Below are 22,844 nucleotides of genomic sequence, written 5' to 3'. Positions count from 1 at the left end.
GTTTGGGGTTTACATGGCTGAAGATATTAACGATATATTATATGATACTGATGATCTAAAGAAGGAAAAGGTTGATGGAGGTTTTTTTGATTTTATAAAAGCATGGTTTTATAATGACATTGAAAGGCATATGTTTTTTGAGGATGAGATTATTGTTGCTCAAAAATTAAAAACAATAGATGTAATGGCTAACACTTATGCTGTAGAAAGAAAAAAATATTTTGAAAAATTTTTGAAGGACTCGCATAAACAAAAAGGAATTTTTGCAAGAATTAAAGATAGAGATTTTGCTTTTTATAAAGATCCTACTAGAGTTAAACTGTGGAGTAGTATTACTGATACGGAAGTTTACAATTTTTTTATAAAATCAAGTGTAAACCAGATGCTTGGTGGTGGAAATGTAGCGCAATTAACTTCTCTACCAAAATTTAAGTTTAATGCCAAATTAACAGCATCTATTAATAGTAAAAATGCTTCGGCTGCTGCGAGTCTTGTTGCTGCTGGTGAAAAAAGCTTTATGGGTAGTTCTTGTATAAATATCTGGTCTAATTTACCTATATTCGATAGTGAAAGAGGAAATGTTAAATCGTTTATACCTCTATATCTTAGAATGAGTGGTAAAGCATCATCAGCAATGTTTAGCTACAATGTTGATATTGATGCAAATACAAGTAAGTTGAACTTTACAGATTCGAAATCTCTGGAATTGCTAGACAATTTTAAAGGGAATGTAAATCTTAAACTAGTAACAGCAAAAGGCTCAAAAGAAGCTAAGAGCTTTGTTTATATACCTAAATTTAAAGAAGACTATAAACTTTTGAATGAATTGGGCTTTATTTTGAATACCCCTGATGGTTCATATAGATACTTAGTTCCTAAAATTAGAGATGGTCTTGATTTAATTAGAGAGTATACATATCCTGAGATTGAGCAGATTTATTTTGGTAGAAGTGCACTCTCTGGTTATTCAAAAAGTAATTATGAAAAGCAGAGCCTATGTATTGAGAAAAATGGTGAAGGGCTCATGACTCTTGCGGTAAGCTCTAAAGATTATGAAAATCCATTAATTCAAGTAAAGACTTCTACTAACACTGCGAGCTTTGATCTTTTATCTGGCGAAATAAAAGGTAAGATTTTAGCAGATAATTTAATAGGTTTTGCAAATGTTAAAGGTTCTGTAAATAAGTTTAGAAATCAGGTTGATTCAATTATCAAAAAGAATATAGGTGAAAGTTATGAGTCACCTTTTAAGATACCAAACTTGTCTGAGTTTAGTGATATGGAGATTAAGGTAAGATTTGGACTATATTCTAAACAGTCAGCATCTAAGCTTAGAACGCTAAGAATTTCTATACCTATGACTACCAAGATGTTGGATTTCAATCAAACATCTGAATCATATGATATGAAATCGGGGATGGGATATTCGATGGCTCAAAGAAATGATTTGAAAGGAGCTATTGCATATAAGCAAGGGTTATTAGAAAGCTCAGCACAGAGACTATTAACAGGTGAGAATTTAGATTTAAAGAATCAGTTGACATCAACAGCTAAAGATTTGACAAAAGACTACGTTGATTTTGGTAATTATGCAAAGAACAAGGTTGGCTCGATGATGGAGAGTGTTTCAACCGCGGCCCAACAAGACTTTAATCTTGCTAAAACAACAGGAGTAAGGTCATATGGAAGCGCTCAAAGTATATTGTCTAGCATATATGATAAAGGGGGTACTTTTGATTCGGTAATAGGGTCTCTAAGTGAAATATATAAGCTTAAAGGAAGTCAGTTAACTAATATTGATTTTAATGAAATTCTTGATGTATTGTCAAAAAATTCCTCTTTAGCTAATTTATCTGGGAAAGCTGGCGTAGATTTTAATGAACTTAAATCAAAATTTAAAGATATTACATCTTTAGATATAAAGAAAAAAGCTTCTGAGGCAATATTATCAACTAGTCAACAACAATATAATCCTAGTTTTAATAAAGCCAAAACATTTAGTAGCCCGGATTCATTTTATGTCCAAGATACTCTGATTAACTACTCGCAGACTCTAAAAAAAGAAGAGTTTAAAGATCAGATGTCTGTAATAAATGTAGTAGAGTTCGATGATAGTAGTGACTTACCTATATTATTCAATCTTTGTGAAATGATGACTAGTGAGTCAGGAAAGGAAGAAGCTAAAAATTTTCTTAGTAAAAAAGAAAATGCGGAAAAAACAAAACAATTTGTTGAATCTTTAGAAAATAGAGCAACCGTAATAAGTCGAGAATCAAATATTAGTTATGCTTCAATAAATGTGTTGTGTAATAAAGGAGCTGGCTCTGTTATTACGGAAAATAATAAAGCATCCTCAGTTTCTTTGGGTTCTACTGTGAGTTTGGCAGAATTTAATAGAATATACGCTCTTGATTCTAGAGTATCAAGGGTTGGTGCTTCTCCCCTTGAAGAATTATCAAGCTTCTCAACTAGAAAAAATAAGCATAAAGTAACATTTGAAGAGTACTTTGCAAAGCTTACAGTTCAGCGATATATTGAAGTTATGGGTGTGGATGATGAAGCTGATTTTATCAGGTCACTTGTATCACCAATGATGGAGTGTCAAAAGAAATTGCTAGATAATCTAGTGATTTTGAATAAAGAAGCTAAATGGAAGAGTAGCTCGTCTTTTAAAAATGTATTCTCAAGTAGTGATAACTTCAGTTTTACTGGATGGTTGAAAGATAGACTTCCTGGTTTTGATTTCGAATTATCTCAGGAGTATGCATATTTTACAGGTTTGGTAATCAATTTCTCTATTGAAGAAGATAGTTCATCATCTGAAACAGTAATTAAACTTTGTAGTATTACCAGATCTTTAGATAAGCTTACAAGAGGGTTCTATTTGCTATTGAGAAGAATGGCAAAAAACAGAAACTCAAGAGTTGGATCTCATGATGTTTCTGAAAGTCATCTTAATATGGTTAAGCAGATATTAACATCGTTATGTGAACCGTATAAAAACTTTACACAAAAGGTCGAAGATACAGAACTCTTGTCTGCATTAGTTAATATGTTGAATTTTATGGATAGTTTTGTTGAGGTACAAAGACTATGTGCTTCAATATGTGTACCTAGTGATTCTTTCTTTGCTTTAGTCAATGATAATAAAGACCTATTGAGAGATATTTGTTATACAGTTGAAAAAAGTGGAGTTACAGGAATTGTATTTGAATCAACTTTTAGCTATTCCTCAGAGCTTTTTGGCTCAAATAATCAAGATATGAAACTTAACATTAAGAGTTCTTCTATTAAATCTAGTGATGGTAAAGTAAATGAGTTTACTAGCATTGATAGAGATGCTAATACTGAAGCAGTATTACAGAATATTTACGATAACATCGCTAAGCTTGATGAACAAGATTTAGACAGATTATTTAGAGGTTTTAGGATATTAAAACAGGAAAATTCAACAAATACTGATAAAACTGGTTTTAATATAGGATTAACATATGACCCAATAACTAATGATGTATCTGTTGATGTTAATAAAGACAATGAAAACTTGTACTCGTATAGCAATATGAGTAAAGATGAATACGTTAAGAAAATTAAAAATATCGTAGAGGCAAAAGTGGCGCTTAATCTTGGCTTTGAACATGAAGAAGTGAGAAGTTCGCAAGGATTTAGTGTTTTAGCAACAATACCTGCTAAAGGATATTCTATTGATGATTTAAATAGAGTTTATAGACCAATGATTTGGGTTTAATTTTAGCTGTAGAAAGTATTGTTTTACAGCAGATCATAATGTAATTTTTAAATAGGAGATAGTGATAATGGCAAAAAATAAGATTCCAAATTCAAGATTGATGATAAATTATGAAACTAATGTGGATGGAGTTCTAAAGAAAAAAGAATTACCTTACAGAGCTTTAGTAGTTGGTGATTTGTCGAAAGGAAGATCGGTAGATGCTAAAAAAGAGTTTACTGATAGAGCTGTTAGACGAGTAAATAATGGTGTTGATAGAGCCTTAGAAGATATGAATATATCTTTTGATTTTGAAGCACCAAATTTCGTCTCTAAAGACCCTGGCAATTTAAAAGTTAATTATAGAATTCAAAGTGTAAAAGATTTTAGGCCTGATGCTGTTGCTAAGAAAGTTCCTGAGATTAGAGCCTTGCTTGAAATGAAAGAAATATTAGCATCTTTTGCTAAGGATATTGAAAATAATCGTAATCTTAAAAAGACTATAGATATGATTTTTTCAGATAATAATGAGCTAGAAGCTTTAAAGAGTAAGATTCCTGCTTTAACAAACTATACGATTAAAGATTCTGATAATGCAGAAGTTGCAGAGTCGCAAGAGTCAAATAATTAAAAGACAATAGAAGGTAAATAGGAGGATTTTAGAATGTTAGAAAATAGTTTAAGTCTTACAGATGAACTTTTAAATAATTTCGGTGGTTCAGCTGAGGTTGATAGCGTACTTAAAAATATAGATTTTGATGTTTCGGGCGATGCATCTAAAGTTCTTTCTTTATCTTCAGATTATAATGCTAGAAACCTTATGGCATTATCTCTTGTGTTAGCAAATAATGAAAGTATAAATAATTATAACCAAAAGTATATCCAGAAAGTTATTACTGTAATTGATAAACTTATTGATTTACAAGTTAACGCTATTATATCAAATGATGAGTTTAGATCTCTTGAGCAAGAATGGTTGAAGGTACAAGAGGTTTGTCAAGATGATTATGATAATGTAGAAGTAAGTATATTAGACGTTAAGAAAGAAGAGTTACAGTATGACTTTGAGAGAAATCTATATGACATATCTAGTAGCGATTTCTTTAAGAAAGTATATGTCTCAGAATTTGATCAATATGGTGGTGAACCATATGGTGCAATACTAGGACTCTATAGTTTTGAGAACACTACAAATGATATAATTTGGTTAACCGGGATGGGCATGGTGGCAAAAAACTCTCATGCATCTTTTATAGCATCAATTGACAAGTCATTTTTTGGTGTTAAAGATTTATCAGAAATAACTCATATAAAGAGTTTCGAGTCTTTATTAGAACACCCTAGATATAAAGAATGGAATGATTTTAGGAATCTTGATGTTGCCGCATATATCGGTTTGACTGTCGGAGATTTTATGTTACGTCAGCCATATAATCCTGAAAATAATCCAGTTCAGTATAAGCTCATGGAAGGCTTTAATGAATTTGTTGATTATGAGAGTAATGATAGTTATTTGTGGGGCCCTTCATCTATTCAGCTAGTTAAAAATATGATGAGATCGTATGATAAAACTAGATGGTTTCAATACATAAGAGGTGTTGAAAGTGGTGGTTATGTAAGAAACTTAGTGTCATGTGTTTATGATAATAAAGGTGTCTTAGAAACAAAGTCGCCACTGAATGTTTTATTTGCAGATTATATGGAGCTATCACTTGCAAATATTGGTTTAATACCATTTGTGAGTGAAAAAGGTACAAGTAATGCTTGTTTCTTTAGTGTGAACTCAGCTAAGAAAGTCGAAGAGTTTGTAGATAATTTTGATTCTGCTAACTCAATGCTAATTGCTAATCTTTCTTATACTATGTGTATATCCAGAATTTCACATTATATTAAGTGTGTTATCAGAGATAAAATAGGAAGTGTTGTTGGTGCTGAGCAAATTCAAAATATTCTTTCAGATTGGATATCAGAGTTTGTTACTACGGTATATCAACCAACACCCTTAGAGATGGCGAGATACCCTTTTAGGAATGTTTCTATTGATGTTAAAACTATACCAGGTAAACCAGGGTGGTATTCATGCAAAATAAATGTGATCCCTCACATTCAATTTGAAGGTATGGGTACTACAATGACTATTGATACTAGGTTAGAACCAAAATTATTCGGTGCGAATAATAACTAAAAACAAGGAGAATGATTATGAATGAAATGATAACAAGACAGCAAGTAACAAGTGGTGAAACTATTAATGTTAGGACTGATCCTACAGCATGTATAGGATCTCATCCAAACCGTAGATTATTTGTAGACTCGTTTACTATAGGAGGAGTTAATCTTGATAAGAATATTGTTGCTATAGAAGGAGGAGAGGATGTTACAAAAGCTGATTCTGCAACTGCTGCAGCCAGTGTTATACGTCTATCTATAACTCCAGGTTCTATAAATCCAACAATAAGTATTACACTTGGAGCTTTAATTAAATCAAGTGTTAGGACCTTGCTTGAAGGAGCTGTTTCTAATATATTACAAGCGGGTGCAACAGATATGAAAATTAAGCTTGGGAACTCTAATAAAAAGCAAGAGTATAAAACTGATGAAGCTTGGGGTATCATGATTGATATATCTAATCTAGAGTTATATCCTATCAGTTCTGACGCATTTAGTATAAAAATAGAACCAACAGAGCTTATGGGCGTATCTAAGGATGGTATGAGATATCATATAATATCTATTGATGGGCTCACAACTTCACAAGGTAGCTTGCCTGTATGCTGTGCTGCAAGTACTGATAAAGGAGTTGCTAAAATAGGGTACATAGCATCTGCATAGTAAATAGGAATTATATTATTAAAATGTTTCTCGAAAGGATATATTGGGAAGATGGTCTAAGATTAGACAGAGATATTTTAGATCAATCAAATTTGTCTATTTTAGAAAGGTCAAAGTCTGCAAGTTATTTGCCAGCAAATCTTAATAAAGGTATTCTTAGTTTCGATTTAGATATAGAGAGTTTGCAGACGGGACTTATTATAATAAAAGATCTTGTATTGTACTTAGATGAAAAAACATTTATTTTTTATGATAAATGCTATCCTCTATCTTTGCAGATAGTGACAGATGAGTTAACTAATGATATCCCTCTATTCTTGAATGTTAATGAGAAGATAGTTGAAAAAGAAGGTGTTAAGTACATACATAATCAACTATCACTTTCATTAGAGCATGATTATAGTGTTAAGTATAGTACGCAAATTGCATTATTTAAGTTAGATAGAGGTAAGTTAGTATCAGATACATATGATTTTCCTTTACTAACTCTTAATCACTATTCGATGCATGATATTTTTATAAAGCTCAATAGAATAGTTTCTGAATTAAAATCTTTCAATCGTTTTGTTTTCTCAACCTCAAGATCATATGCTGCAATTTTACTTGTATTCTTAATTAATAAATTAGAAAGAGAACTTAAATTTGCTGAATCTAATAAGTTAAATGGTTCTCCTAAACAAATATTTGATCTAGTTCATGATATTTATAGTTTAATCCAGCTTAACTTAGATAAGGTTGAGGATGTTGATAATATTGAGTTTGATTTTTATAAACCTATAAGGAAGATAAACTTATTGGCTCATAGATTATTGACTCTTTGTGAATATAGAAAAATTAATAACTTTATTAAATTTGAACTGCAAGGAAAAAAATATTTATGTGAAAACTTCCCCGAAGAATTTTTCGTTGCTACTAGATATTATATTTTCATTAAAAGAAAGGCAACAGTTCCAGCTAATGTAAAATTTGAAAATAAAAAAGCTATGAGAATAACAAGTATAAGTAGAAATAAAAACGTTGTAACTCTCTCTCTTTCTGGAGTGAAACTCGTTGAAGTTGAGCACTCTATGATGAATTTTACAACACGGGTTGATAATATTGATGCAATATATGAAATTCAAAAAGGCTCGGAATGGGACTTTATACTTGCAGATAGTAGTGCGGTTTTTACAGCTTTTGAAGGTAGTGAAAACTTTGGTTTCTTTATAGCATTTACCTAATAGGAGTTTTTGTTATAGGTATGTGTCACCAATATATTTGTTATTGGGCTTATTATTTTCTACAGTTATGTTTAGTTTTATTCTTATTGAGTTATTTCTAATATTTTTTTTAATTATCTTAATTCTAGTCTTTATTCGCTTTACATCCTTATGATTTTTATTTAAAAGAATTATATTTACTTTAATTAAATATATAAAAGAAGTTATATATCCACCAATATAGATATTGCCAATATTTTTTTGCCCAACAAGAGAAGGAGATCTTTTGATTTTAACTAGTTCCTTTTCATAGTTTATGATAGTACAGTAATCTTCACTTAAGACTTTATATAAAGCATTTATTGTATTATCAATAGTAAACTTAGGAGCTGCTTTAATATAAGAGTTGTTTTGAGTTAACCTATGTAATTCTTTAGTTCTTATAATATATCTATACAATAAGGATCTAATACTATACTCTAATACTTCAAGAGCTAAATCGTTATTATCATGGATGTACTCCTGATATCTTACCTCTAATCTCGCAAAAGGTTTGAGTTTGAAAACATTTATATCAATATATATATGTTCTTGTTTTCTCGAGATTCTAAGGATAGTAGCTGCTGCCGTGCTATCCATTAAGATTGGTTCAAATCTCATATTTTTGGTTTGAATATTGTAGACTAAAAAAATTCTAAGAAGATGATTAAGAGAAAGTTTATGACATATTCTATTTAAATTTTCTATATTCATAAATTATTTATATACTTTTAAAAGTCAAATAGCTTATTTAAATCATCATCACTAATATTATCATTATTAGTATTTTGAATATCATCCTCCGAATCCATAATATTTTGAGGATCATTCGTAGTTTTCTTAATCTTTGTTTTTATATTTATATTCGACTTATGGGCCTCACTATCTTCTAATATTTTATTATTTTCTCTATATTGCTTTTTTGCTTCAGAGTTTGTTTCATAAAAATGATCTTGAGCTAGTGATGATGCGCTATTGAGAAAATTATTTTCGGGCATTCTTTCAAGATTATCTAAAAACTGGTTATAGTCAATTTCATACATTTTTTTTGCTACGCTCCATTGGATACTAGATGAGTAATAGTCTATATTCTTATGTATATCGCCAATGATTGGAGCGATCTTTTTGTATAATGGGAAAAAAACTTCAGGGAAATATTCTTTAGGATCAAAGTTGGCTAATAAATTTTGGATATCATCATAAACTATGGATGTCTCAAATATTCTTTGACTATCTACTAGGCTTTTTAGTACTTCTATTTTCTCAACTAGAGACAGCCACTTCTCAGAACCTTGAGTATTTGCCATTGTAGCTGGTTCGGCTTGTTTACTATTCGTTGTTACCTTTTTAGTTGTTTGAATTGGTTCTTGTTCCTCATTCTGATTTTTTTGTTCCTCAAGAGTAAGTGTGTTTTTGAGCTTATTTAATGTTTTACTAAGTTGTATTTTTAAATCAGAATCATAACTTAGATTATTCTCATCAAAAAAGGCTATCAGCTTATTTATTAGGTCCATAATATTATCTGTATTGGCAGAAGATATAATTTCTAAATTTTTAATTTCACTAAGGTTAGCATCAATTATAATTAAGAACTTATTTATACCTTTTTCCGCAAGTTCATTTTTTTGTTTAGAGTCTGAGGGACTAATATTAGAAAATCTGCTTTCTAAAATTGAAAAATAACTCTCAATAATCTCAGAAATTTTGTCAATTTGATCTAAAGTTAAACATATTTCTGAATTTAAGCAAAGGAATAAACTGTATATATCTATGCTTTTTGTGTCATTAGTATTAGTAACTACTTTCTCTATAAATTGATCGTACTCTGCGTTTTCATATTTTGCATGAATTTGCATATTACTGATAAGATTTATTCTATCTTGAGTTTCTAGCTCTATGTTATTTAAAACTGATATTAACTTACTCACAATAGTCTCCTATATTACCAACTTAAAAAAATTAATAAACTTATAAGGAATAGGGCAATAGGAACACCAAATCTTAATAAGAATTTTGCAATTTTGTGATGTTTTTTGGGAGGAGTTGGGCTATTGGAAGTATCAATAAAACTAATTGAGTCAACTACAGATCTATCTATATGCTTAATAACTTCTTTTTTATATGCAAGGAAATTATGGTTATAAATATTTTCATAGTATTTACCATAAAAATCATTATTGAGAATCAGTGACACTGTTTGATAACATAATTGTGGATAAATATTATCTGATAATAGGTTATCAATTATTTTAAAAACATATTCGCCACCATCTTTTCTATCGTAGTATTCTAATTGTAATAATCCCCAAGAAATACCACTTCCTGATTCCTCTTTTAGAATCATTAATTTTTCATCGACATACGCAATTATTGGAAATGTTATGTATTTACATATTGTTTCACTATATTTTTCTAATAGCTCTTCTTGAAGAAAAAATATACTTTTTCTAATATTGTTACGATAGTATGCAATTTGTTCATTATCAACATACTTTTCTTTAGTGATCTCTCTTGTACTTTTTATAATGTCTAGAATAATTTCTATTTCTACAAAATCTGCCATTTTTATATCCTTTATCAAGAGTTATTCAAAACAATTTTTTTTATAAAGCTAAAGGTATTTTGGTTTATGAACTTACATATAATACCTATAAAAAAATCTAAGAAATATTTATATTTCTCATTATATCTATTGCTTGTGGTTAGAATTAGTTCGTTAATTACCGAGTCTAATTCCACTTTATCCAATAGACTTGATAGTAATGATATATTATTATCATCAGTCTTTAAAAGTTTTGCTATAGCTAGAAATGTTGTTTTTGAGTACATATTCTTAGATATAATCATATCTACCATATTAAACATATCTCTAGAGTTGCTGTTGTAGTTTTCTATAGCTTTATTTATAAATATTGGAGAGATACTTGAGTTTATAGATGTTATTGTATTTGAATTAATTTCAATAAGATCAGAAACCTCAGCTAATTGTGTCCATGTTGTATAAGTATGGATTTTTGTTTCTAGTATTTTATTATTAAGTTCAGGAAAAACTATGCTGTAATTTAGTGATTGAGTATTTCTATTGAGGTAATATTCATTTTGACCCGAAAAAAGAAAACCATCGAAGGAGCAGGGTTTATTATTTTCATATATAGATAATACTTCTATTGCTTGGGCATTGTCTGTTTGATGATGTTTAAGTTTACTATCTGATAAGTTCAATGTAGTAAATGTAGCACTTGAATAATCATCAAAACTATTAAATATGGGTACTAAGTTTGCTCTAAACAGTGAGGATAGTTTTTCTTCACTAAAATTATCGGTTTTAATATTGAAGCTAAGATCTATTTTTTTTAAGTTGTTGTGCTTATATTTAAACAGATCTTTAATTCTTATATTGAATCCATACATCAAACTAGGTGAGTGAATATTGAGCACTAACTTTTCTGTAGGTTTAAGTTGTAGGTTAATAGGCTCTGTTGTTATATCTTTAGTCGTATAGGAATAATCAGAAAATTTAATTTTGACGAAGCTATTACTTACTAATATTTGATTAAAAATATACGTTGCAAAAAAAGGATCTTCTTCACATAATCTAGGATCTAGCCAAATAGTAATATAGTCATATTCAAAATTATTCTCAAACTCTAAAGATACGTTTATTAAAGTATCGCTTTGTTTGATTGTAGTTATATTTTTTAATGGTAAGATAAGACTTTCTGATCTAGTTGTATATGTTAAAGATCTATTAGTTCTCTTATCTTCAATAAAAAAATATTCTTGAGGACGAATATAGTAACCATTATGACCTTTATCTTTTATTTCTAATAAACACGATTTGGGGAGAAAATAATATAAATTACTATAGTATTTGAATAAGAGGCTGTTGCTATAGTCAGAAATTCTTTTATCAAAGTCAGCTTTTATATCGATACTTAATTTATCAAAAGTTTTCTTTAAAATAGCAGCATCATTTCTACTTAGATTATTTTTTATTTCACTCATGTTTATACCTTTTAAGATGTTTTTACATTAATTTGTCCACTACTTATGAAGTTAACAATGCCTCCAGGGGCAAAAGTACACATTGCTTTGCTATTCATAGTAGTTATTGGTGCTCCTTCTAATAGAGTGGTTGGATTTGTTGGTATAAAAGGAGAAAGATTAGGTATGCAAACCCAAGGGAAAACAAAAGGGTTCATCGTTGGATTTGCTGGGTTGGTACATCCTGCAAAAGGAAGTATATTAGCACCAAGTTTAGAATCAGTAATATTTGAAGCTGGTAAATTACCTGCTAGTGTTTTTACTCTAGTACTTAAATAGACTCCAGGTGCGAGACTAAATGAGCATTTGATTTGCGCAGTCATCGAAGGTGTCAACGTAGAAGCACTACTGGACAGATTAAGTTCTGTTGGACTTAGTAATATTTTTATATTATTGAGTTCTGATACCAGATTAGATATTGAGCCTTTAATATTTTCATCATTGTTAGATATTGTTTCCAATCGTTTTAGTGAGTCATTTATAATATCTAGCATTACACACTCCAGTAAGCTTCTTGCTTATTTTTTAATTTATCTATAATTGGACTATCTGTAATCTCTTTGAGTGCTAAGAAGTAATTATTCGAAAAAGGGGGTAAATCATATACTCCGATGAGAGAAGGACATTTATAGTATGCTTGATTTAAAAGAAAGATAGTTAACTCCTTAGCTTTTTCTGTAGCAGTTGCATAATTTGAGTTAGAAATATTTTTATTTATTTTTACTAAGTGCTTATCTATGTTTACTCCTTTATTGTTGGGTATAGATGTTTTGATTTGCTTATATGTTAAAAAGTTTTTTTTATCAATAAAAAGACTAAGTTTTTCTATTCCATTTTTTTCTTTAATTATTTTTTGCTCTCTAGCCTCCAATAAGGAGTAATTAGATTTTAGTAGGTGATATGTTTTATGAACCTCTTTTATAGATTTCTCTATCTTTTGTCGATTAAAATTGGATTTGTTTGCTATTTCCATAGCAATTATTTTTAGATGTTTTTCAAATTCGACAAAAGGGTATATCAGTTCAAAATCTTTATCAAATAATGCAAGGTTTATCGATGTAGCTATTTCTAATAAAGCTTGGAAATATTTGTTAAATATTCTAGTCAGTAAATTTGCAGGTGATTCTTCTATGATTTTTTCTATGGGATTATTGTGATTGTCATTTACGAATAACTTTTTATAAAGCTCACTCTCTTGATTAATCATTTTGTACAAAGATTCTTCATCAAAAATAATGTTTGGGATATTTTTTAGATTTAATACTAGTTGTTCAAATGATTCTGGTTTGGGAGTCTTTTTTATAGTTTTGTAAAAAAAAATATCATCTAGGTCAAAATCATCAAAATATCGAGATATGCTAAAAATTTGTAAATCTATAAAATCGATAATTTTTTCTAAATTTTCTGAAGGTTGTTCTTCTTTTATAGATGCTAATGAAGTAATAAGGTTTATATTTGTTTTGTCATTAATGATATTTAATTTTGTAGTATCCTGTATTGTCGAATAAAAAGCTCTTAAAAGTATAAGATCACTAGCTAAGAGGGTATCTGTTTTGTAAATTCCATTTTTAATTACATAAGCTAAGTTTAATAAGCTTAGTAGAGGATTTTCTTTAAAAGGAAGAAGACAATTTATACCTTGATAATTTTTTATAAAATTCTTGAGTGAATAAAAATATTCTTTATATCTCTCTATAAGATTTTCAGATTGACGATTATTAATGGTTCTAGTATATAGTTGTATAAGCATGTCACTATAACTTTCCAAATCATCAGCTTCTAAAATATTAAAAAGTATAGACTCTAATTCATTAATTTTTTTAGTTTTTGTAAGCTCTGTTCTGTACAATATATCTTTATTAATTACGGATTTGTAGTCATTAAGTAATTTTTTTAAATCATTAAAGTGACTTATAAATAATTTAGTATCAGTACAATCTAAAATATTATCTGTAACCTTCAGTATTTGCTTGCAAAGTCTTTTTGATGTATCAGATAATATAAGATTTGTTGAATATTTAATATCTTCAATAAGATATTTAAGATTATACAAATCAAATTTTGTATAACTAGTTTTATCTTGAACTTTGATAATATTGTCGATACATTCGTCAATTTTGTTTATTCTAAAAGATCTTTCTTGATCATAGTATATACTGATATTTTCAAATAAATTTCTAAACTCTTTATCGACAGTATTATCCATAAGTATTATCCCACCATTGTTGCTGCTGATCCTTTTATGCTTGCTGTTGCACTTCCTTTGATGTTTACGTTTACACCTTCAGCATTCAGGCTCACATCGGCTTTTATACTATTGTTTAGACCTTTTATTCCAATATTTTGTGATGCTTGGATATTTGTATTAGCAGAGCTTTTTATATTAATAGTTCCAGACTCTATAGAAATACTTGAGTCATCAAGCACAATAGTCGAGTTACCTATTTTGATCACGATTTTACTATCGTTGAGCATAATACTTGATTTTTTAGTAGCCAATAATATTTCTTTTTCAGTTATAGAAATTTTTGAATCTTTGACATTTTCAGTTATTTGTTTTTCAGCTGTTGACTCTATAGATTCTGTCGCATTATGAGAAATTTTTCCTGAGGATTCTAATTTAGTAGTACAGCCTTTTGACTCATCTTTTATATCTATAAGTAAACCTTGTTCTTCTAGGTTAAAAATATGGTCTGCTTTTGACATAACGCTATCCTCTTAGTCTTTTTCTATGCTACTATCATTTTTTATAGTAAATTCATTTACAGAGTCTGAGCTTATTATATATTTCCAGTTCTCAATGCTCTTATTATCAGGTAATATGAAATACAAAGCGTAGTCTTTACTATCTTTATTAAGTGGGAACTCATTGTCTCCAGTTTTTAGATTTAATACTTTTACATTATCATCATATATTCTTTGAGAAATTGATTGATAATTATCAGAGTAGAAAGTATTTTTATTGGGCTTTGACTCTAGGACTATTTTTGTTTTAGGCACATTATTGTTGATATACAAACCATTACTTGCACAACTACTAAGCCCTAGAGCTATAACTAATATTAATGAAACTTTTTTAAATAAGTTATTGTACATCAGTATCTCCTTGTTTTTGCCAACCTAATACTTGTAAAAATTTTGATTTGACTTTAAAGCTTACGGGGTATGTTTTACCATTATGTTTAACCTCCCAAGTACAAATATTATTTCCATCACAATTTGCATCTTTAATTGCTTTTAATATAGACCATTTACCATGGTAGCTTATTCGATCAGTGCTGCCATCTTCAAATTTTATAGTTATAGTCGTTGATACAAGTGAGTTCCAATTGTAATTAATTTCCATACTATTTGAGTATGCTATATTCAGAGAATTTACATAATTTTGCTTATCGAGGATTATACTAAAGAAGGTATAATCATTATCCTTATTTGGTATAGGAGTTATCTCAAACTTGATAGATTGAGGATTTCTTTTTTCATCCCATAATAGTTTGTTTAATAAGTAAGCTTTATTAAATTTATTTAAGTAATTTATTTGCTCAGAAGTTGAAAAATCTTCACTATGCCACTTATCATCGGTCTTATCATAAGATAGTAGTGGAGATAATTGCTCTACAAATGCTGAATATATATAACCATTACTATCAAAATCTTTAGTTATCATTTCATTTGTGGCTATAGTATTACTATCTTTATTAAATGGGAATTGACTATTTATAAATTCATACTCAATATTGACAGTATTATCGAGTTTAGTTATCGCATCTTGTATAGCTATGGTTTTGATAGTGTCAATAGTAACATCAAGATGCTTTTTCAGTAATTTATACAAGTTATTATTGTTTGGATTATTTATTTCTGAAAGGTCAGAATAAACTTTTTGTAGAGGTTTATATCCTTGCTTAATTTCTTTATAAGTGGCTGAATAGCCTTGCTTTCTTATTAAATTGTTTAACTGTTTATAGACTTCTCTATAGTCAATATAATTTTTTGATTTAAGGTATTCGTCATTCTCTTTAAAATAATTATCTACAGGTGTCCAAAGTGAAACATCATTCTGTTCTTTATAATCATTTTGTTTACCTAATTTAACTATTTTTCCATAGAATTGTTGAAGCTTATTGATTTTTTTAGTTGGATTTGTTTCAGATTCATCGCTTACTAAATCTGTATTTGAGCTATAGAACTCCATTAAACTATTGAAAGAAGAGTCTTTCGATGACATAGCTAGCAAATAAAGATTTAGAGCATTTTTATTCGAGATGTTTTTACTAAATTCAGTATCATTGTTGAGTCGATCTATCATTCTATTATAAGAATTTATATATTTTGAATTGTAATTGTTTATAGAGCTCTTATAAATAGCAATTATAAAGTCAGGCTCTATGTTAAAGTTACTTTTAAGATTATTAAGAAGTCTATCGAATTTTTTGTTGATAGGCTCTATGTTATCTTTAATATATTCTTTTGAATAAATAGGCGATATTAATATTTTTTTACTGTAGAAATTAGGTGCAAATTCCATATACAGTTTCTTACTTACAGGATTTATTAATGGATGTCCATCTTTATTATATGTAGAATTGACGACACTATTTAGAACATAATTTACTAGAGAAACGGTTATCAATCCTGTTTGCTCTTTGCCTTCATCGGTAACGTCATTAGCATTTTTTTCTAAAGACTCTACTAAATAATAAATGCGATCTAGCATATCTCTAAAGCTTTCAAATTTTCTTTCACTTTCCTCTTGATTAAATATTAAAGAGACACTTTTTGTGACTGAGCTTATGTATGATGAATTACATAATTTTTTTGATGATATGTCAAATTGTTCTTGATACATTGAGAAAATGTTGTTTACTTCAATTGGTATTATGTAATTATTTTTTAAGTCTAGTATGGAGTTGTCGATGGTACATTTATACAGGTATTTTATATATATATCATTGATGAATTTAGCTCTTTTAGTATTTGATATTCCTAGATACTCAGCATTGAAGCCCTGTGTACTTAAATAACTCTCAGAATCTTCTCCTAAAACTAACAGGGGATTTGTATATAACTTATTAGCTCTACTAATAACAGTTTTAATTGTTCCAACTTTCAAATCGCGATTTGTATACTTGATTACAACCTCTAGCTGCTTTTCGGACAGGTTTGTGAAACGGCTTATTATTCTAAGCATACCGTCAGTTTCTTGATTTACATCCTTATTATTTAAATATTCAAAAAATATTAAGAATGATGTGATCATTGATAAGTCATATGAGTCATTATATTTTGGTAAAATTACATTTTTTAGTAGAGCATTAGCATATTGCTCGTAAATAAAATGATATTTTATTGATTTTGGATACAAAATATCAAGAAGCAAAGTATCTTCAATTTCTTTTCTAGCCTCTTTTAAAATTTGATGAGCATTAATTTTAGATGAAGGATCTAAGTTTTTTATAGAGATCTTATCTTTCAATCCAATCTGTTGAAAAATATTAATAATAAATATACAGCTAAATAGTAGAGATATTAAATTAATGATAATGCCTTTGGGAGAACTACTAAAAAAGATTGTATCTCTTTTAGCTATTATGTTATCTGGTATATTTAGACTAAAGTTAATAAATACATCCTTGTCAATTGATTTTAACTGAGGGTAGATGTTTTTTAACGTTTTTCTTATTTGATTTAATATTTTAATATTATGATATTTATCATCAACATCATCTTTATTGCTAAGGATTTTTAAGAGTATAGCCTCACCAACATTATTTGAATTTTCATTTGAAGTTAATTCGAATATTGACTTCTTACCAATAGCATTATTATAGCGTTGGTAATGTTCAGATGATGTATAGAAAGATATAATAAAATTTTTTAATCTTAGTTTTGATAGTTCTTTATAAATCTCGTTTATATTGTTATTTTCGTGAGTATTAGAGATATCAATACAAAAATTAAGCTTATAAAATTGCAAGTTTAATTTGTTTTTAAATTTGTATAGATTCGAAAGATCATCGTTTGCGAATACGAATGAAGGGTTGTTTTTATCAATAACTATTAGAGGTAATTCATCATTATCAATGATTTGAGCATTAGGCTTTATTTTCATTATATACTGTTTTGCTGCTAAATGGTCTCCATAGAATATATAGAGCTCACCCAAGTTGTTTTTTATCTTATTTGTTTTAATAACAGATTTTGCCCGTTTTACAATTTTTGAAATAGGTTTTCTATTAGAAGATTTTGATGCTTTTAGCCATCTTCTTATAAAGAAAATACCTATAACTGACAATATAATTACTATTATTGCTAGAGAAATTATTAATATTTGATGATTTTTTATAAAAGTCATATTTTAATTCCCTTTTGATTTGTATCTAAGAAAGATCCCTTTTTTATTGTTTATTAAAAAAGAATTCTCACAAGCTTCATTAAGTTGAGTTAGTGAGAATGTCTCGCCATCACTTGTTTGTGTATATGCCATTTCACAGTTTTCTTTAGCTCCAAGAAGCTGCCTTTGTAAAAGCTGTTGCTGTGCTTTTTCTGTTGAAATAGCTGAATTTGAGATTAGTTGGATTATCTCGGCACTTTCGAATGATTGAACCTCAATTAAGATAATATCATCATTTCTAAGAGGCATAAATTGGTTGTTAGCAGAATTTATGTTTACCTTCATAGGTAGGTATATAATTGGCTTTTCAGAGGATTTATCAGGCAATATCTCTTTAGCGATTTCTACTGCATAGAAAATACTGGTCTTACTGTTTTGTATAACAGATGTTCCTTTTTCTCCACTTTCTTGAAATTCTGAGAGTGAGCTTTCTTCAGGTTTATAGTTTTTAAAGAATTTATAAGCTTTTTTTGAATCATTATTAACGTTTTCTCCGATTGTTATTTTGCCGTTAATATAAAATCTATCAAATGTTTTATAGTTGGGATACTCTGGAGCTATATTGCTATAGCTTTTAATTCTATATGTCAAAGAGTTATCGTGAGTTCGATTAAGAATTTTTGTAAAAGCTATTTTCTCATATACATCTGATTCAGAATCAGTTTTGTAATGTAATCTATCTAGATTCTTATATAACTCTCTAGTGGTATATTTACTTCTTGAAAATGATAATTTTCTTTCATATATAAGTAGATTTTTTATAGCTATCGTTCCTAAAAGAAAACTATTATCATTTTCTAGCTTGGATAAACTAATCTCGCTATCCATAAATGGAAGGGTGTTTTTTGAAGTTAATAATATTTGAAACTCTGAAGAGCTAACTTCTTCATTTTTATTGTTACTATTTTGTAGGTATTGTACGGCTTGGAAATTATCTTTATATATTGATGAGAAGGGTTTTGCTGAGGCATTAGAAGTTTTTCGTTCTTCTTTTCTTTTGTTATTAATAGTTACATCAGGAGATATATCATTTTCTTTAATATAAAGATTTGGCTTATTAGCTATTAGAGATTGTTTCTTGATACAGCTTATATCATAAGGAGACAGCTTAGTTTTTAAATTCTCATCAGAGTTTGAAATGTTATTTTGTAAGGAGCTATCTACCTCATCAACAACATAGTACGTTACCTTGCCATTTTTTTTGTTACAGAAATATTTTAAGTAGGTTTTGTTTTGCTCAAGCTGATCAATAAAAAAATCATAAAAGCTTCTATTCACCGTTGAAATAAATACTTGTGGTATTCGGCTTCTCAATTTATCGCTTTTGTTTGCATCTAAAGAAAACAAACTATTAAAGAAAAAGTTGTCTTTAAAGATATCATCCAAACTTTTATTAATATCGATATAAGAAGGCTTATGTTTTGACCAAAACGCTTTCAAAGGATCGTGAAATTTTATTTTAAATTCTTTCACGCCCGAAGAAGTATTTTTAGAGTAAGAGTAAATACTGTACTCAAAATCTTCATTAACATCTATATTGTTTGAATTAAATCCTACGACAACAAAACGACTTGATCTAACGTGATGCTCTTTCTTAGAATCTTTTTTATAGAAATTGAAGCTATCATTAATTTGAATATCTATCAATATAGGTTGATTTGGAGTTAACAAAAAATCAAAATCTTTATGGTTATTTACATATGCTAAGTTAAAAGTTAAATCTCCGCTTATTCCATAGATATTTTCACATATTTTTAGATTTTTAATATGTGAGTTTTTGAGTGTAAGAGAATTTTGTTTAAAGTATTGTTTGTTATTTGTAGATATGAAGTTAATATTTTGAGCTTCAAAACTTTCATTAATAGGTTTTATATTTATTACAAATTCTTGTTTTTGTATTACTGAGCTGTAGGCAATATATTTTGAAAGAGTATTTTTTAGTTTATTAAAATGTTTTAGAAGAGTTTTATTCAAAGAGCTAGATCTTTGAATTGCATTGTCAATAATGTTTAGGAGGTTGTCTATTTTTTTGATGTAATCATAAGGTAATTTAAGAATCAAATCCGACTGACATGACTTCTTTAATTCTAAAATGGCTAACTCTAGGCTTTTGGAATCTTTATTGTTTGATGAAAAATATAATGTAAATTGATCTATGCTGTCTTTTAGTTGAGTAAGTTTACAGTATTGTTGATATTTCCTATATTCAAGTATGGATATGAATTTTTTTTTATAAAGTGTCTTAGTTGTTTTAAGTTGTAGATTAATAACATCAATGTTTTTTAACTCATGAGTAGTTATATAGTCATTAACTTCACAGGCAAGTTGAGCAGACGAAGGGGTGATACTATCACTTGTAACATCGGAAGCTAATTGACTGATTATATTGAGTATATTTAAGTTGGTTATATTACTAATAGTTATCATTGCCTAATTATGTAATTAAAATACTTAGTTGAAAACATTTTACATAAGCACATTGATAATACTATATGTTTTACAGCTCAAATTTTATTATGTTATAAAACAGGGTAAATATGTTATGAAGTGGCAAAAAGGCTATATGAAAAGGTGCTTTTGTGATTGAAATAGTGTGTAATATAAAAAAGTTGTAAAAAGTTTAATTTTTTTGAAAAAAGTAGTTGCATTTTGGATGAGTGATGCGTATTATATGTCTTCACCGGCTGACGGGTGATGTCAACGGTAGGAAGCTAAGGCTTCTAAGATATTTAAGAGATATATTATATACAAACACTTTGTTAAAGAATTTGAGTATCAGTAGTTAGAGTCAGAATTTGAGAATTAAACTGAAGAGTTTGATCCTGGCTCAGATTGAACGCTGGTGGCATGCTTAACACATGCAAGTCGAACGGTAACAGGTCTTCGGATGCTGACGAGTGGCGGACGGGTGAGTAACGCGTAGGAATCTGCCCATCTGTGGGGGATACCAGTTGGAAACGACTGTTAATACCGCATAATATCTGCGGATTAAAGGTGGCCTTTGCGCTGCCGCAGATGGATGAGCCTGCGTTGGATTAGCTAGTTGGTGGGGTAAGGGCCTACCAAGGCTACGATCCATAGCTGATTTGAGAGGATGATCAGCCACATTGGGACTGAGACACGGCCCAAACTCCTACGGGAGGCAGCAGTGGGGAATATTGGACAATGGGGGAAACCCTGATCCAGCAATGCCATGTGTGTGAAGAAGGCTCTAGGGTTGTAAAGCACTTTAGTTGGGGAGGAAAGCCTGTGAGTTAATAGCTTGCAGGAAGGACGTTGCCCAAAGAATAAGGACCGGCTAACTCCGTGCCAGCAGCCGCGGTAATACGGGGGGTCCGAGCGTTAATCGGAATTACTGGGCGTAAAGGGTCTGTAGGTGGTTTGTTAAGTCAGATGTGAAAGCCCAGGGCTCAACCTTGGAACTGCATTTGATACTGACAAACTAGAGTATGGTAGAGGAATAGGGAACTTCTGGTGTAGCGGTGAAATGCGTAGAGATCAGAAGGAACACCAATGGCGAAGGCAACATTCTGGACCAATACTGACACTGAGGGACGAAAGCGTGGGGATCAAACAGGATTAGATACCCTGGTAGTCCACGCTGTAAACGATGAGTACTAGCTGTTGGATTCGGTGTAAAGGATCTAGTGGCGCAGCTAACGCGTTAAGTACTCCGCCTGGGGACTACGGCCGCAAGGCTAAAACTCAAAGGAATTGACGGGGACCCGCACAAGCGGTGGAGCATGTGGTTTAATTCGATGCAACGCGAAGAACCTTACCTGGTCTTGACATCCTGCGAACTTTCTAGAGATAGATTGGTGCCTTCGGGAACGCAGTGACAGGTGCTGCACGGCTGTCGTCAGCTCGTGTTGTGAAATGTTGGGTTAAGTCCCGCAACGAGCGCAACCCCTATTGATAGTTACCATCATTAAGTTGGGTACTCTATTGAGACTGCCGCTGACAAGGCGGAGGAAGGTGGGGACGACGTCAAGTCATCATGGCCCTTACGACCAGGGCTACACACGTGCTACAATGGGTATTACAGAGGGCTGCGAAGGTGCGAGCTGGAGCGAAACTCAGAAAGGTACTCTTAGTCCGGATTGCAGTCTGCAACTCGACTGCATGAAGTCGGAATCGCTAGTAATCGCAGGTCAGAATACTGCGGTGAATACGTTCCCGGGTCTTGTACACACCGCCCGTCACACCATGGGAGTGGGTTGCTCCAGAAGTAGATAGCTTAACGAATGGGCGTTTACCACGGAGTGATTCATAACTGGGGTGAAGTCGTAACAAGGTAGCCGTAGGGGAACCTGCGGCTGGATCACCTCCTTAACGAAAATACGAAAAAATAGAAATAAGCTCTAATTACATATTCAAGTGATTTAGCATAGTGTTTGTAGGTAATATATTTTAGTGTAAATAGAATATGGGTCTGTAGCTCAGTTGGTTAGAGCGCACCCCTGATAAGGGTGAGGTCGGTAGTTCGAGTCTACTCAGACCCACCAGTAATTTTGGGGCCATAGCTCAGCTGGGAGAGCACCTGCTTTGCACGCAGGGGGTCAGCGGTTCGATCCCGCTTGGCTCCACCATACTTATTTACGCGAAGATA

15 protein-coding genes, 2 tRNA genes and 1 rRNA gene are annotated in these 22,844 nt (G+C 30.3%); 8 read left to right on the top strand and 10 right to left on the bottom strand.

Annotation, left to right across the window (positions count from 1 at the left end; genetic code table 11):
- Positions 1–13 precede the first annotated feature (13 nt).
- From FNO12_RS06830 to tssK, 5 genes are all read left to right on the top strand, one after another.
- On the top strand, positions 14–3,748 hold the full coding sequence (locus FNO12_RS06830) for a hypothetical protein (protein WP_041257493.1): 3,735 nt from the start codon (positions 14–16) through the stop codon (positions 3,746–3,748).
- 67 nt (positions 3,749–3,815) lie between these two features.
- Positions 3,816–4,358 (top strand): type VI secretion system contractile sheath small subunit, encoded by a 543-nt coding sequence (gene tssB, locus FNO12_RS06825; RefSeq protein WP_014714930.1) that lies wholly within the window; start codon positions 3,816–3,818, stop codon positions 4,356–4,358.
- 33 nt (positions 4,359–4,391) lie between these two features.
- On the top strand, positions 4,392–5,912 hold the full coding sequence (gene tssC, locus FNO12_RS06820; protein WP_014714931.1) for a type VI secretion system contractile sheath large subunit: 1,521 nt from the start codon (positions 4,392–4,394) through the stop codon (positions 5,910–5,912).
- A 17-nt stretch (positions 5,913–5,929) separates the two neighbouring features.
- On the top strand, positions 5,930–6,559 hold the full coding sequence (gene iglC, locus FNO12_RS06815) for a type VI secretion system tube protein IglC (RefSeq protein ID WP_014714932.1): 630 nt from the start codon (positions 5,930–5,932) through the stop codon (positions 6,557–6,559).
- A 23-nt stretch (positions 6,560–6,582) separates the two neighbouring features.
- On the top strand, positions 6,583–7,779 hold the full coding sequence (tssK, locus tag FNO12_RS06810; protein ID WP_014714933.1) for a type VI secretion system baseplate subunit TssK: 1,197 nt from the start codon (positions 6,583–6,585) through the stop codon (positions 7,777–7,779).
- A gap of 12 nt (positions 7,780–7,791) precedes the next feature.
- Here tssK and iglJ read toward each other — a convergent pair whose 3' ends face one another.
- From iglJ to FNO12_RS06760, 10 genes are read right to left on the bottom strand one after another with little or no spacing between them, the layout of a single operon-like run.
- Positions 7,792–8,511, bottom strand: a complete 720-nt coding sequence (gene iglJ / locus FNO12_RS06805; protein ID WP_048349217.1) for a type VI secretion system baseplate protein IglJ — start codon at positions 8,509–8,511, stop codon at positions 7,792–7,794.
- Positions 8,512–8,528: 17 nt separating this feature from the next.
- Entirely contained in the window at positions 8,529–9,725 is a 1,197-nt protein-coding gene (locus FNO12_RS06800; protein WP_014714935.1) for a type VI secretion system protein IglI family protein, read from the bottom strand.
- 14 nt (positions 9,726–9,739) lie between these two features.
- Complete coding sequence (locus FNO12_RS06795) at positions 9,740–10,360, bottom strand: DotU family type IV/VI secretion system protein (RefSeq protein WP_014714936.1); 621 nt, start codon at positions 10,358–10,360, stop codon at positions 9,740–9,742.
- A 14-nt stretch (positions 10,361–10,374) separates the two neighbouring features.
- The gene (iglH, locus tag FNO12_RS06790; protein WP_014714937.1) at positions 10,375–11,802 is read right to left on the bottom strand and encodes a type VI secretion system baseplate subunit TssF/IglH; all 1,428 of its coding nucleotides are present in this window, start codon (positions 11,800–11,802) and stop codon (positions 10,375–10,377) included.
- 11 nt (positions 11,803–11,813) lie between these two features.
- Complete coding sequence (iglG, locus tag FNO12_RS06785; protein WP_030005703.1) at positions 11,814–12,335, bottom strand: type VI secretion system PAAR-like protein IglG; 522 nt, start codon at positions 12,333–12,335, stop codon at positions 11,814–11,816.
- The gene (locus FNO12_RS06780; RefSeq protein WP_030005702.1) at positions 12,335–14,047 is read right to left on the bottom strand and encodes a hypothetical protein; all 1,713 of its coding nucleotides are present in this window, start codon (positions 14,045–14,047) and stop codon (positions 12,335–12,337) included. Before FNO12_RS06780 ends, iglG begins: the two co-directional genes overlap by 1 nt.
- A 5-nt stretch (positions 14,048–14,052) precedes the next feature.
- Positions 14,053–14,547 carry a type VI secretion system tip protein TssI/VgrG gene (tssI, locus tag FNO12_RS06775; protein WP_012280729.1) on the bottom strand — a complete coding sequence of 165 codons (495 nt, stop codon included), beginning with the start codon at positions 14,545–14,547 and terminating at the stop codon, positions 14,053–14,055.
- A gap of 12 nt (positions 14,548–14,559) precedes the next feature.
- The gene (iglE, locus tag FNO12_RS06770; protein WP_014714940.1) at positions 14,560–14,937 is read right to left on the bottom strand and encodes a type VI secretion system lipoprotein IglE; all 378 of its coding nucleotides are present in this window, start codon (positions 14,935–14,937) and stop codon (positions 14,560–14,562) included.
- Positions 14,927–18,196: a hypothetical protein gene (locus FNO12_RS06765; protein WP_048349216.1), complete on the bottom strand. Its 3,270-nt coding sequence runs from the start codon at positions 18,194–18,196 to the stop codon at positions 14,927–14,929. Before FNO12_RS06765 ends, iglE begins: the two co-directional genes overlap by 11 nt.
- A 3-nt stretch (positions 18,197–18,199) precedes the next feature.
- Positions 18,200–20,662, bottom strand: a complete 2,463-nt coding sequence (locus tag FNO12_RS06760) for a hypothetical protein (RefSeq protein ID WP_014714942.1) — start codon at positions 20,660–20,662, stop codon at positions 18,200–18,202.
- Positions 20,663–21,039: 377 nt separating this feature from the next.
- Here FNO12_RS06760 and FNO12_RS06755 point away from each other — a divergent pair.
- The 3 genes from FNO12_RS06755 to FNO12_RS06745 all read left to right on the top strand — a co-directional run bounded on the left by FNO12_RS06755 (position 21,040) and on the right by FNO12_RS06745 (position 22,824).
- Positions 21,040–22,567: ribosomal RNA gene (locus tag FNO12_RS06755) — 16S ribosomal RNA — on the top strand.
- A 96-nt stretch (positions 22,568–22,663) separates the two neighbouring features.
- Positions 22,664–22,740, top strand: a tRNA-Ile gene (locus tag FNO12_RS06750).
- An 8-nt stretch (positions 22,741–22,748) separates the two neighbouring features.
- Positions 22,749–22,824: transfer RNA gene (locus tag FNO12_RS06745), tRNA-Ala, on the top strand.
- Positions 22,825–22,844: the final 20 nt, after the last annotated feature.

The organism is Francisella orientalis FNO12 (assembly GCF_001042525.2).
Lineage (GTDB): Bacteria > Pseudomonadota > Gammaproteobacteria > Francisellales > Francisellaceae > Francisella > Francisella orientalis.
Note: the sequence above shows the minus strand (reverse complement) of the source record. Positions and strands in the feature narration are given on the sequence as shown.